Origin of the sequence: Pantoea sp. CTOTU46764, from assembly GCF_031974595.1 — a bacterium.
Taxonomy (GTDB): Bacteria; Pseudomonadota; Gammaproteobacteria; order Enterobacterales; family Enterobacteriaceae; genus Pantoea; species Pantoea trifolii.
In genome coordinates this window covers 60,998-73,914 of the sequence record NZ_DALYOQ010000017.1, presented here as the reverse complement: position 1 = coordinate 73,914, position 12,917 = coordinate 60,998, and the positions used below count along the sequence as shown (strand labels likewise).

12 protein-coding genes are annotated in these 12,917 nt (G+C 56.5%); 4 read left to right on the top strand and 8 right to left on the bottom strand.

All coding sequences use genetic code 11. The features are described from left to right. Positions 1-125: 125 nt before the first annotated feature. From RTM06_RS08815 to yieE, 4 genes are all read right to left on the bottom strand, one after another. Positions 126-911, bottom strand: coding sequence for an ABC transporter ATP-binding protein (locus RTM06_RS08815; protein WP_008104987.1), 786 nt, complete (start codon positions 909-911; stop codon positions 126-128). Beyond that, positions 911-1,990: an iron ABC transporter permease gene (locus RTM06_RS08810; RefSeq protein WP_312181487.1), complete on the bottom strand. Its 1,080-nt coding sequence runs from the start codon at positions 1,988-1,990 to the stop codon at positions 911-913. Before RTM06_RS08810 ends, RTM06_RS08815 begins: the two co-directional genes overlap by 1 nt. Positions 1,991-2,152: 162 nt before the next feature. Continuing rightward, positions 2,153-3,619, bottom strand: a complete 1,467-nt coding sequence (locus tag RTM06_RS08805) for an amino acid permease (protein WP_312181485.1) — start codon at positions 3,617-3,619, stop codon at positions 2,153-2,155. A gap of 136 nt (positions 3,620-3,755) precedes the next feature. Then, positions 3,756-4,622, bottom strand: a complete 867-nt coding sequence (gene yieE, locus RTM06_RS08800) for a DNA-binding transcriptional regulator YeiE (protein ID WP_312181483.1) — start codon at positions 4,620-4,622, stop codon at positions 3,756-3,758. A gap of 139 nt (positions 4,623-4,761) precedes the next feature. Between yieE and RTM06_RS08795 the strand changes: the two genes are divergently transcribed. Next, the gene (locus RTM06_RS08795) at positions 4,762-5,805 is read left to right on the top strand and encodes a YeiH family putative sulfate export transporter (protein WP_312181482.1); all 1,044 of its coding nucleotides are present in this window, start codon (positions 4,762-4,764) and stop codon (positions 5,803-5,805) included. 56 nt (positions 5,806-5,861) lie between these two features. Then, positions 5,862-6,707 (top strand): deoxyribonuclease IV, encoded by an 846-nt coding sequence (gene nfo, locus RTM06_RS08790; protein ID WP_312181480.1) that lies wholly within the window; start codon positions 5,862-5,864, stop codon positions 6,705-6,707. A 57-nt stretch (positions 6,708-6,764) separates the two neighbouring features. On the opposite strand, the gene fruA is transcribed toward nfo, so the two are convergent. The 4 genes from fruA to RTM06_RS08770 form a co-directional block, all read right to left on the bottom strand. Beyond that, positions 6,765-8,462, bottom strand: a complete 1,698-nt coding sequence (fruA, locus tag RTM06_RS08785) for a PTS fructose transporter subunit IIBC (RefSeq protein ID WP_312181478.1) — start codon at positions 8,460-8,462, stop codon at positions 6,765-6,767. A gap of 16 nt (positions 8,463-8,478) precedes the next feature. After that, positions 8,479-9,417 (bottom strand): 1-phosphofructokinase, encoded by a 939-nt coding sequence (fruK, locus tag RTM06_RS08780; protein ID WP_256696914.1) that lies wholly within the window; start codon positions 9,415-9,417, stop codon positions 8,479-8,481. Beyond that, positions 9,414-10,544 carry a fused PTS fructose transporter subunit IIA/HPr protein gene (gene fruB / locus RTM06_RS08775; RefSeq protein WP_312181476.1) on the bottom strand — a complete coding sequence of 377 codons (1,131 nt, stop codon included), beginning with the start codon at positions 10,542-10,544 and terminating at the stop codon, positions 9,414-9,416. The genes fruK and fruB overlap by 4 nt, the downstream gene beginning before the upstream one ends. Positions 10,545-10,823: 279 nt before the next feature. After that, positions 10,824-11,078 (bottom strand): YkgJ family cysteine cluster protein, encoded by a 255-nt coding sequence (locus RTM06_RS08770; protein WP_008105007.1) that lies wholly within the window; start codon positions 11,076-11,078, stop codon positions 10,824-10,826. Between the two features lie 152 nt (positions 11,079-11,230). Here RTM06_RS08770 and yeiP point away from each other — a divergent pair, with 152 nt between their 5' ends. Further along, the gene (yeiP, locus tag RTM06_RS08765) at positions 11,231-11,806 is read left to right on the top strand and encodes an elongation factor P-like protein YeiP (RefSeq protein ID WP_256696917.1); all 576 of its coding nucleotides are present in this window, start codon (positions 11,231-11,233) and stop codon (positions 11,804-11,806) included. Between the two features lie 106 nt (positions 11,807-11,912). Further along, positions 11,913-12,887, top strand: a complete 975-nt coding sequence (locus RTM06_RS08760) for a GTP-binding protein (protein WP_312181474.1) — start codon at positions 11,913-11,915, stop codon at positions 12,885-12,887. The last annotated feature ends 30 nt before the right edge of the window (positions 12,888-12,917 follow it).

Sequence of the window (12,917 nt, the reverse complement as noted above, 5' to 3'; positions counted from 1 at the left end):
GGGGGAGGAAGATGCTGCAAAATGTGAGTTTGGAAGCTGCATGTGGCAGCATCTCCTTCCCCCGTTTACGGGGGAAGGCCGGGATGGGGGACAGCGTGCACTATATGGTGACAGCGAGCACCCAACTAAACCAACGTCTCCGCCAGCCCGTCGATCATCACCTGCGGCATGCCGCGTGAGCAGTGCTCGATACGGCCGCGCACGCCATACACCTGCGCCAGCGTCTCTGGCGTAATCACCTGCGATGGCTCGCCGTCCGCCAGTAGATTGCCATCCTTCAGCATCAGCGCGTGATCCGCATGACGCAGCGCGATGTTGATATCGTGCACCACCACCACCGTCACAATATTGCGCAGTCGGGTTTCACGACGTACCAGATCCATCACGTGGAACTGGTAGTTGAGGTCCAGCGCGCTGAGCGGTTCATCCAGCAGCAGCAGTTCCGGGCGACGAATCAGCGATTGCGCCAGGCCAACCAACTGCTTCTGTCCGCCCGACAGCTGATCGAGATAGCGCATGGCTAAATGCGCGATGCCGAGTTGCTCGAGCAGATGCATGATCTCCGCTTCGCTCGAGGCGCTGTGTAAGCCACCCGACGCGCGCTGCGCCACGATAATCGACTCCAGCACATGCAAATGCACGCCCGCTGGCAGACTTTGCGGTAGATAAACCACACGCTGCGCCCGACGCGCAAACGGCTGGCCCATCAGCTCTTCACCGTTCAGCCACAGCTCGCCCTGCCCTTTGCCGAGACCAGCCAGCGCGCGCAGCAGCGTTGATTTGCCGCAGCCGTTGGGGCCGAGCAACACGGTGATTTTGCCCTGCGGCAGTTCCGGCACGTTAAGATCTTCAATCACCTTGCGCTTCGGGTAACCGGCGGAGAAATGACTCAGACGTAATCCCTGTTCCATTACACCGTCCCCCGATGACGCAGAATAATGCTGAGGAAGAACGGCACGCCGACCAGCGACGTCACAATCCCCACCGGAATGATCACGCCGGGAATCAGGTTTTTCGACGCCACCGAGGCCAGCGACAGCACCAGCGCACCGACCAGCGCGCTGGCTGGCAGGTAATAGCGGTGATCTTCACCAAACATCATGCGTGCAATATGCGGCGCGACCAGACCGATAAAGCCAATCGGACCGACAAAGGCCACCGCCAGCGCGGAGAGAATACTGATGCGCAGCAGTGTCGCCAGGCGCAGACGGCGCACGTCGATACCAAAGCTGACCGCGCGATCTTCGCCGAGGCGCAGCGCGGTCAGCTTCCAGCTGCTGAGCATCGAGAACGGAATCAGGATGGCAAAGGCGGCGGTTAATACGCCGAGCTTTTCCCACGACGCGCGTGCGAGACTGCCCATGGTCCAGAACACCAAGCCCTGCAAGGTATCTTCGCTGGCGATGAACTGCATCATCGACACTAATGCGTTGAAGGTGAACACCAGCGCGATACCAAACAGCACCACGCCAGAGGTTGAGACTTTGGTCCAGCGCGTCACGCCATCCAGCATCAAGGCGGCAAACAGCGCAAACACAAAGGCGTTGGCGGAGATAAACCACTGATCCGGTACGCCCGGAATGCCGATGCCGAGAATGATCGCCAGCGCCGCACCAAAGGCCGCCGCTGACGAGACGCCGAGCGTAAACGGGCTGGCAAGTGGGTTATTCAGAATGGTTTGCATCTCTGCACCGGCAAGGCCAAGCGAGAAGCCCACCACCACCGCCATCAAGGCGTAAGGTAAACGGATATCCCAGACAATCACGCGCGTACCCGCATCGACCGCATCGGGATGGGTCAGCGATTGCCATAAGGTATCGAGGGAGAGCCCAGCCGGGCCGAGCGTGAAATCCAGAATCACTGAGGCCAGTATCGCCAGCACCAGCACGCCAATTAACAACAGTCGCTGGCGCAGTACCTGACGATAATGTGTGATGGTATCGGTTTCGAGGCCGTTTTCCGCCAGCAGCGTGGCGTCGGTGGTACGCATTGTTCTACCCGTTTCTTGTCGAAATCATAACGGCAGCCACAATAGTGCAGGTGATAATAATTATCAATTCAATCTGAGTAACAAAATCCAAAAAAAAGTGCGCATCATTGCGCACTTTCCAGGATTGTCGTATCGCCATTTATGGCGACCTTCGTACAACAATCACTCTTTAAACGTCGGGAATTCCATCTCGCTGTATTTCACGAAGCGCGAGCCGCGTGTCAGCTTGTAACCCAACCAAATCACCAGGAACAGCGGCAGACCAATATAGGTTGCGGCGACGCCATACCAATCAATGCGATCGGCAAGGAACGCCTGATAGTTCTGCCCCAGCGTGATGATCAGACACAGAATAAAGGCGAAGATCGGTCCCAGCGGGAAGAAGCCCGAACGGTACGGCAAATCGGCGAGGCTGTGACCCTGCGCGATATAACCGCGACGGAAACGGTAATGGCTGATGGCGATACCCAACCAGGCGATAAAGCCGGTCATACCCGAAGTGTTCAGCAGCCACAGGTAAACTTCCTGGTTACCAAATTTCGAGCTCAGGAAGCACAGTCCCGCCACCACGGTGGTGGCAATCAGCGCGTTACGCGGCACGCCACCTTTCGACAGTTTGCCGAAAATGCGTGGCGCTTTGCCTTCGCGTGCCAGGTTGAACAGCATGCGCGTTGAGGCGTACATGCCGGAGTTACCCGCCGACAGCACCGCCGTCAGAATCACCGCGTTCATCACCGCCGCCGCTGAGAGCAGACCGGCATTCTGGAACACCAGCGTGAACGGGCTGATAGCGATATCGGTGACGTCGTTATGCAGCAGCTTCGGATCGGTGTACGGCAGGATCAGGCTGATGATCAGAATGGCGAAGATATAGAACAGTAGAATTCGCCAGAACACCTGACGCACCGCGCGCGGGATGTTCTTCGCCGGATCCTCAGATTCACCGGCCGCGATACCAATCAGTTCGGTGCCCTGGAAGGAGAAGCCGACGATCATCGCCACGCCAATCATCGCGGCAAATCCACCGGCAAATGGCGCTTCGCCGACGGTCCAGTTGTGCCAGCCCGCGTTTTCTGCGCCACGCAGAATGCCGGAGATCATCAGCACGCCCACCACAATAAAGATGATGACGGTGGTCACTTTGATCAGCGAAAACCAGTATTCCGCTTCGCCGAAGCCTTTTACGGAGATGTAGTTGAGCAGGAACATTAGGCCGAGGAACAGTGCGCTCCAGATCCAGCCGGGCGTGTCCGGGAACCAGTAGTTCATGACGAGCTGCGAGGCGACGAGGTCAACGGCGATGGTGACCGCCCAGTTGTACCAATAGTTCCAGCCCAGCGCGAAGCCGAAGCCTTCTTCAACGTATTTCGAACCGTAGGTGGAGAAAGAGCCAGAAACCGGCATAAATGCCGCGAGTTCGCCGAGGCTGGTCATCAGGAAGTAGACCATCAGGCCAATCAGCGCATAGGAGAGCAGCGCGCCGCCAGGTCCGGCCTGAGAAATGGTGGCACCCGAGGCGACAAACAGGCCGGTACCGATGGAGCCACCAATGGCGATCATGGTGAGATGACGCGCTTTTAATTCCCGGCGTAATCCAGGTTGTTGTGTTGTTTTTGAGTCATTATGCATGTGTAAACGCTATGCTGGATAAAAATGAGGCGAGATTGTAGCAGCTAGCCCCAAGCTGTATAGCATTCACGTCGGGTTATTAGTTACCTTCATGATCGGCCAGGAATTATTAGCCGCAGCGTGTTAAGCGCTGCGATTATTCGCGGCAATACGACAGGAAACGGTTCAACGCTTTAGAGACATGCTTCTGCCGATGATGGATGCGATACAGCGTGCGCGTCAGGCGCGGCAGCGGGATCAATACTTCCACCAGCGTGCCGGCTTCCAGCAGATCTTCAATCACCCGCCGCGACAAACAGCTGATGCCCATGCCGTGACGCACCGCATGTTTAATCGCCTCTGAGTTGCCCAACTCCATGCCGAGTTGAAACTGTGGCAGATGCGACAGCAGCAGATAATCCACGATCTCGCGCGTACCTGAGCCGCGCTCGCGCAGAATCCACGGCGCGGCGGCGAGTGTTTCCAGCGTAATCGGCTGTTGCAGGATGGCAGCATCCGGCGCGGCAAAGACCACCAGCTCATCTTCCAGCCACGGCTCGCTGATAATATCCAGCTCGTGACATGGACCTTCGATCAAGCCGATGTCGACGCGAAAATCCGCCACCGCATTAATTGCATCCTGACTGTTGCCGACGCTGAGCTCGAGCGGCAGCGCGGGAAAATCACGGCGATAGGCGGTAATCATGCCTGGCAGCAGGTAGTTGCCGATGGTGCTGCTAGCGAACAGGCGAATCGCCCCGTTATCTTCTTTAAACAGCTGTTCGATTTCGCCCGCCTGCTCCATCAAACCCACGGCGCGCGGATAGAGCAAACGTCCATGCTCATTCACCACCAGCCGCTTACCGACGCGGTCAAACAGCTGCACGCCAAGCTGGTTTTCCAAATCCGCTAACGCGGCGCTCACCGCCGACTGCGACAGCGCCAGCACTTGCGAAGCCTGCGTCGTCGAGCCGCTTTTCAGCACTTCGGTAAACACTTCAATCTGACGCAACGTGATGTGCATGTGTTCCTCGCATATTACTTATTCTGGTTAATTATAAATATATTATCAATTTTACTTTTATACCAGTGCGGCGCACGCTTGAGGCAGAGATTGAATGTTAGAAGGTCGCCATAAATGGCGCCCCTACAGGAGAAAAAGTATGGCTGAGCTAAGCGTGAATAAAACCCCGTTTCATCTGCATCAGTGGCTACCGGGTTTGCTGCTGACCATCGCGATTGCCGGTATCGCGGCGTGGCTTGGCAATCAGTCATGGTTGGCCGGTGCCGGATTCGGTGCGCTGACGTTAGCGATTATTTTGGGCATCGTACTCGGCAACAGCCTTTATCCGCAGATTGCCGGAGCCTGTGACAGCGGCGTGCTGCTGGCGAAACAGCGCTTGCTGCGCCTCGGCATCATCTTGTATGGCTTTCGTATTACCGTGCAGCAGATTGCTGATGTTGGTCTAAGCGGCGTTCTGATCGATGCGCTGGTCCTCAGTTCCACTTTCCTGCTGACCTGTTTTATCGGCATTCGGCTGTTGAAGATGGACCGTGAAACCGTGTGGCTGATTGGTGCGGGCAGTAGCATTTGCGGCGCGGCGGCGGTGCTGGCGAGTGAACCTATCGTTAAAGCTGCGCCGTCAAAAGTGGCGGTAGCCGTTGCCACCGTGGTGCTGTTTGGCACCGTTGGCATCGTGCTGTATCCGCTGCTGTGGTCGCTGCTGCCAACTGTCAGTGCAGAACATTTCGGCATCTTTACCGGATCGACGCTGCATGAAGTGGCGCAGGTTGTCGCAGCTGGCCATGCGATGGGCGCAGAAACTGAAAATAGTGCGGTGATTGCCAAAATGCTGCGCGTGATGATGTTAGCACCCTTCTTGCTGATTCTGGGCAGTTGGCTGAAGCGTCAGCGTCGTCACAGCGCGCAGCAACAAGCGATCAGTTTCCCGTGGTTCGCATTGCTGTTTATTGTGGTTGCGCTGTTTAACTCGTTGCATCTGCTGCCAGCTAACGTGGTTAGTGCGCTGAATCAGCTGGCGAATCTGCTGCTGGCGATGGCGATGGCGGCGCTGGGTTTAACCACACGTTTCAGTGCCTTAAAGCAGGCCGGTTTGAAACCGCTGCTGCTCGGCTTGATTATGTTTGGCTGGTTGATCGTTGGCGGCGGAGCACTCAATGTGCTGGTGCAACATTTCATGGCGTAATCGCATCCGCTATAGTGGGCGCTTTGCAGTAGCAATCGCCCAATCAGGAGAGCGGCATGAAATATATCGGCGCACACGTCAGTGCATCAGGCGGCGTGGACCAGGCAGTTATCCGTGCCCACGAACTCGAAGCCACCGCGTTTGCTTTGTTCACTAAAAATCAGCGCCAGTGGAAAGCAGCACCGCTGTCAGGGGAAGTGATCGATGCGTTCAAAACCGCCTGCGATCGCTACAACTTCAGCTCTGCGCAGATCCTGCCGCACGATAGCTATCTGATTAACCTTGGCCATCCGGTGATGGAAGCATTGGAGAAATCGCGCGAAGCTTTCCTCGATGAGATGCAACGTGCCGAGCAGTTAGGTTTGACCTTGCTGAACTTTCATCCCGGCAGCCATCTTAAGCAAATTGATGAAGAAGCGTGCCTGAAGCGTATCGCCGAATCGATCAACATCGCGCTGGATAAAACCAGCAGCGTGGTGGCGGTGATCGAAAACACCGCCGGTCAGGGCAGCAACCTCGGTTTCCGCTTCGAACACCTCGCTACCATTATTGAACACGTGGAAGATAAGTCGCGCGTTGGCGTGTGCATTGATACCTGCCACGCCTTTGCGGGTGGTTACGATCTGCGTACCGAAGAAGCCTGCGCTGAGACGTTTAGCGATTTTGAGCGCATCGTCGGTTTCCAGTATCTGCGCGGGATGCACCTGAATGATGCCAAGAGCACGCTGGGCAGTCGCGTCGACCGCCATCACAGTTTGGGTGAAGGCAATATCGGCAAAACCGCATTTAGCTGGCTGATGAAGGATAAGCGTTTTGACGGCATTCCAATGATTCTGGAAACCATCAATCCGGATATCTGGAAGGATGAGATTGCGTGGCTGAAGTCAGAGCAGCAGGGTTAATTATCTGATAAAAAACAAAAAGGGAGCCGAAGCTCCCTTTTTCATGTCTGGCGAAGATTACGCTGCTTTTACCAGCTCTTCTTCCGGGCGTTTCAGGATGGCGTAGCCAAGGCCTGCCACCGCAGTACCAATCACAATCGCCATCAGATAACCCAACACTGGGGTAATCGCGCCTGGAATCAGCAGAACGAACAGGCCACCGTGCGGTGCCATCAGTTTCGCGCCAATCGCCATGGAAATCGCACCGGTTACCGCGCCGCCAATGATACAGCACGGCAGTACACGCATTGGGTCACGCGCTGCAAACGGAATGGCACCTTCAGAGATGAAGCACAGACCAAGCACCAGCGCCGCTTTACCGCCTTCCTGCTGACCTTTGTTGAACTTACGACGCGCAACAATCGTCGCCAGGCCCATCGCCAGCGGTGGCACCATACCGGCTGCCATAATGGCTGCCATCGGTGCGTAGGTTTGTGAACTGAGCAGACCAACACCAAATGCATAAGCCACTTTGTTCACCGGACCGCCCATGTCGGTACACATCATGCCACCGAGAATCGCGCCCAGCAGCACAGCGTTCGCCGTACCCATGTTTGCCAGCCAGGTTGTCAGGCCAGTCATGATGCCAGCAACCGGCTTACCAACCACGTAAATCATCAGCAAACCGGTTATCAAACTCGCTACCAGCGGAATGATCAGAATCGGTTTCAGCGCTTCCATACTCTGCGGCAGTTTTACTTTACTGCTGAGCATCTTCGCGGCGTAACCGGCAATGAAACCGGCGATGATGCCGCCAAGGAAACCGGCGTTAATGCTGGTGGCGATCATGCCGCCAATTAAACCTGGCGTCAGACCTGGACGGTCCGCAATCGAGAAGGCAATAAAACCGGCCAAAACCGGCACCATCAGCGCAAAGGCGCTGCCGCCACCAATTTGCATCAATGCAGCCGCTAACGTGCCCGGCTCTTTAAATGCGGTGATACCAAAGGCGAATGACAGCGCGATGCTCAAACCACCCGCGACCACCATCGGCAGCATGTAGGACACGCCAGTCAGCAGGTGACGATAGGCACCGGCTTTCTCTTTGCTGTCGCCCTGTGCGCTGGCCGCCTGATTGCCGCTCGGCTGATAGGTTTTCGCTTCAGCCTGCGCTTTATCCAGCTCCTGCGCGGTTTTCTTCAGCGCCAGACTGGTTGAGGTGCGGTACATCGGCTTACCGGCAAATTTCGCCAGATCCACATCGATATCCGCCGCGACGATGACCAGATCGGCTGCCGCCACTTCTTCTGGCGTGATCGCGTTGCCAGCGCCCACAGAACCACGGGTTTCGACTTTCACCCACCAGCCACGCTTAGTCGCTTCGGCCTGAATAGCTTCGGCAGCCATAAAGGTGTGCGCAACGCCAGTAGGGCAAGCGGTCACCGCCACAATACGTTTCTGACCACCGCTCTGCGCCGCCACTGGCGCGGCAGCGGTTGCAGCAACAGGCTGCCAGGTTTTGGCACTTGCTTTGGCTTGATTGATTGCCGCCAGCGGATCGCGCAGCGCTTGCTGCACATCCACCAGCGCCAGCGATTTACCCGCCAGCTCTGCGTCGTGCGGCGCATTATGACCAGCAACCAGCACCAGTTCCGCTTCGGCGGCATTATCGGTCAGCTTCAGTCCGGCTTGTGCCGCCGTCGCGCGTAAACGTTCCAGCGCCAGATGTCCTGAAGCCAGTCCCAGTGAAGAATCTTTTATCAGCAGCGTTTTCATTATCGCTCTCCTGCTGTTAGTTAACGGGTTGTAAGTCGACGCGCGCCATCATCGCGGCCAACTGGGTACGATCTTTAACGCCAACGTTGCTTTGGCTGACGGCCATCGCCGCCACTGCCGTCGCCAGACGCAGCGTGTGCTCGCTGGATTCACGCATCAGCAAGCCGTAAATCAGGCCGCCGACCATCGAATCGCCGGCACCCACGGTGCTGACCACTTCGCAAGCGGGCGGTTTGGCGATCCATTCGCCGGAGGCATTCACCCACAGCGCGCCTTCCGCACCGAGAGAAATCACCACGTGCGCAATACCTTGCTCACGCAGTTCATGTGCAGCACCGATCACGTCCTGCAGCGCAGGCAATTTGCGACCAGCCCAAATCTCCAGCTCGCGGCGATTCGGTTTCACCAGCCACGGCGCGGCTTTCAGACCGGCAACCAGCGCTTCGCGGCTGCTGTCGAAGATGATGCAAGGGCACAGCGTGCGCAGATCGCTCATCCATTTAGTGAACGCTTCTGGCGCCACGCCGGCTGGCAAGCTGCCGCTGACGCACACCATGTCGAACTGGCCCAGCCAGGTGAGTGAATCAGCGGTGAAGCGCTCCCAATCCTGCGCGGTGACCTCAAAGCCAGAGAAATTCAGGTCGGTCACATCGCCATCTTTTTCGGTCAGCTTGACGTTGATACGCGTACGGCCCTGCACCACCTGAAAACGGTTAGCAATGCCGAGCTCGCTGAACAGCTGCTGAAAGCCGTCCTGATTCTCTTTACCGAGGAAACCGCCGACGGTGACATCGATACCAAGATCTTTCAGCACCTTGGCAACGTTGATGCCTTTACCCGCCGCGTGCAGGCCGGTGGTTTTCACCAGGTTGACTTCACCGTGCTCAATTTCTGGCGTGTAACCGACCAGATCGTAAGCCGGGTTTAAGGTAATTGTTGCGACACGACGACTCATGCTGCCCCCTCGCCTAAACCGGCGTTAATGGCTTCTTCAATCGCGTTCAGCGCCTGCTGCGCATCATCACCGCTGGCGGTAAAGCGCAGGCGATGGCCTTTTTTCACGCCCAGCGCGACGACTTTCATCAGGCTACGGCCGTTAGCCGGTTTACCGCTACCATCGAGATTGGTCACGGTGATATCGCTGTTGAACTGTTTGATCACGGTAACCAGCGCCGTACCCGGACGCGCATGCAGACCGTGTTCATTGCGGATGGTGAACTCAGCGGTCAGCAGCTCGGCAGCTTCATCGACTTCGCTGGTCAGCAGCGCCAGAATCCCGGCTGCATCGGCCTTCAGCAGACGTTCAGCTTTGTTGGTCAACAGTAGGTTGCTGAGGTAGCCCAGCACTTCCAGCGGACGCTGATCGTTAGCCGCCACGGTCAGCAACAGCGCGACGTTTTCGCCCTGATGCTGGAATGGCCTAACAGCGCGGCTGACTGCCACTGCGCTGCCGAGATTGCCGTTGGCGCTGTCGCTCAGCCAGATGCCCTGACCCAGACTTAGCGGTGCGCGGGAAATCACATCAGCAATAAAGGACGCGTCCACCGCGCCAGCAGTCTGCAGACGACCGGCGTTCAGAGCCTGTAAGGTGATTAAATCGCTGGCCGCCACATCAACGGCAATCAGCGAGGTATCGAATTTGAATTCTGCCGCCTGGTTTTCGCCCATCAGCAAGGCACGCAGATCTTCCGCCGAGGCGGTTTTCAGCTGTTCAGCAATGCTGTCGTCGCTTAAGACGTGGGTGAGCTGGCGCAGCAACGCGAGGTGTTCATCAGACTTGGCGGCAATACCGATCGCCACATACGCCGTTTGCCCCTCGCCCCAATCCACGCCATGCGGGAACTGATAAACCTGTACACCGGTTTTCAGTACCAGGTCGCGGGTGTCGGTGGTACCGTGCGGAATGGCAATCCCGTTACCCAGGAAAGTGGTGGTTTGCTGTTCGCGCGCCAGCATGCCGTTAACGTAGCCTTCGGCCACATTGCCCGCAGCGGTCAACGCAGCGGCAACCTGACGAATGGCCTCTTCTTTATTCTGTGCGCTAGCACCGGTATGAATGGCCTGAACTTCGAGCTGGAACATATCTCTCCTCGCTTGCTGTGTTGAATCGTTTCAGCTAGGTGTTGAAAAAAAATGCTCTGCATCGCGGACTTAGCCGGAATGACAACGCTGAAACGTTTCAGGGAATATGGTACAGCCACGTACAGCAGGCAAGAAAATGCGCGATCTGAGTAGCAGATTTTTGACGTTCCGCACACTTCATGTTGGATTTAAGATTTTTACGGACAGTCAGGCTGATGCTTTTGCTGTACAGACCAGCGGCATTAAGCCAAATTCTTCAGCTCTGCGTCAGCAACCGGTTCAAGGTGCAGTATCGGCTTCCAGTTTTAACAAAAACGTCATCGCGCTATCACGGCTGCTGCCGCACATTTCCGCGCTTGGTTGTAAGCCGGCGCAGACCGCAGGACGCAGCGGTGAACCAAAGATTTTGCAGCGCTGCTGCTCATCGAGCTGCACGCAACGCGTGTTGGCCGGCTTGCCGTGCGGCATGCCAGGAATCGGGGATGAAATTGAGGGGGCTGTGCAACAGGCACCGCACTGGTCACGACAAAACATCATGCGCTCCTGTAAACAATTCGCCGCGACAATAACAGTCTGAGGCCGCGAATGCCATGCACCGGCAACAATTTTACATTGCCTCGCTTGCCAGTTTTTCGCCGCACGAGTAACGTGACGCGCATTAACCTCCTGTCAGCGAGAAAACCACCATGCCAAAGGCAAATGAGATCAAAAAAGGGATGGCTGTCACCTGGAACGGCAAACTGTTGCTGGTGAAAGACATTGATGTACAGAGCCCAAGTGCTCGCGGTGCCGCGACGCTCTACAAAATGCGTTTTACCGATGTTCGCACTGGCCTGAAAGTGGAAGAGCGCTTTAAAGGCGACGATATTATTGACGCCATTTCACTTAGCCGCCGCGCCGTCACCTTCTCTTATATAGATGGTGATGAGTATGTGTTTATGGATGATGAAGACTACACGCCGTACAACTTCAAAAAAGATCAAATCGAAGAAGAGCTGCTGTTTATTCCTGAAGGCGGCATTCCCGGCATTCAGGTGCTGACGATGGACGGCCAGGTATTGGCACTTGAACTGCCTCAAACCGTCGATATGGAAATTGTTGATACCTCACCGGGCATCAAAGGTGCCTCCGCCAGCGCGCGATCCAAACCCGCTGTCATGAGCACCGGTTTATCCATTCAGGTGCCAGAATATCTGAGCAATGGCGAACGCATCCGTATTCATATTGCAGAACGTCGTTACATGGGACGCGCTGACGCATAACGTGCTTCCGTCCGGCCGCCGGTGATTGTTATAGTATAACAAGGCCGTGCGCGCCGGATGCTCCTCATCCGCGCGCGATTTATTCTCTTTTTTTGGGAGCCCTTTTGTGACGCGCGTAAACCTCATCACCGGATTTCTCGGTAGCGGAAAAACCACCACGCTGCTGCATCTGTTAGCCAACAAACCCGCCGACGAAAACTGGGCGATTCTGGTCAACGAATTTGGCGAAATTGGCATCGATGGCGCACTGCTCGCCGATCGTGGTGCCACGCTGAAAGAGATTCCCGGCGGCTGCATGTGCTGCGTTAACGGCTTGCCGCTGCAGGTTGGGCTGAACATGCTGCTGAAGCAGGCGAAACCCGATCGTCTGATTATCGAACCTACCGGCCTTGGCCATCCCAAACAGTTGCTGAACATGCTGCGTGCTGCGGTCTATCAACCCTGGATTCAGGTGGATGCCACCTTAACGCTGCTCGATCCGCGCCAACTCGCCGACGCGCGCGTGGTGGAGAATGAGAACTTCCGCGATCAGCTGGTGGCGGCCGATATTATTGTGGCGAACAAAAGCGATCGCTGGAGCGACGAGGATCGTCTGCGTTTACAGGATTGGCAGCAGCAATTTTTAGGTGAACGCCAGCTGGTCGAAGCGGCCTGGGGTGCGATCGATCCCGCGCTGCTGACCCAACCCGCCTTGGCGGATCGTGCGGTTCCCGATGCAGCTCACCACCACCCTGCTTCACGTCCTCAGGGCTTAGCCGCACTGAAACTGGATGGTCAGGCGCGCTGGCGTCGGGCGCTCAATGAAGGCCAGGGTTATGCTTCCTGCGGCTGGATTTTTGATGAGGAAACCGTGTTTGATACTATTGCCGCACTAGAGTGGGCGCGGCTTGCGCCGGTGGATCGCGTAAAAGGCGTACTGCGCACGGCGGACGGTTTAGTCAACATCAATCGCCAGGGCGAAGACCTGTTTATCGAAACGCGCCCTACTACGCCGCCGGATAGCCGCATCGAATTAATCCATCATCAGCCCGTAGACTGGAACCTTTTGCAGAGCGCCTTGTTGAAGATTCGTTTAAATTAGGTGCGTTAGCTTGCCCCGTTATTTTCACTT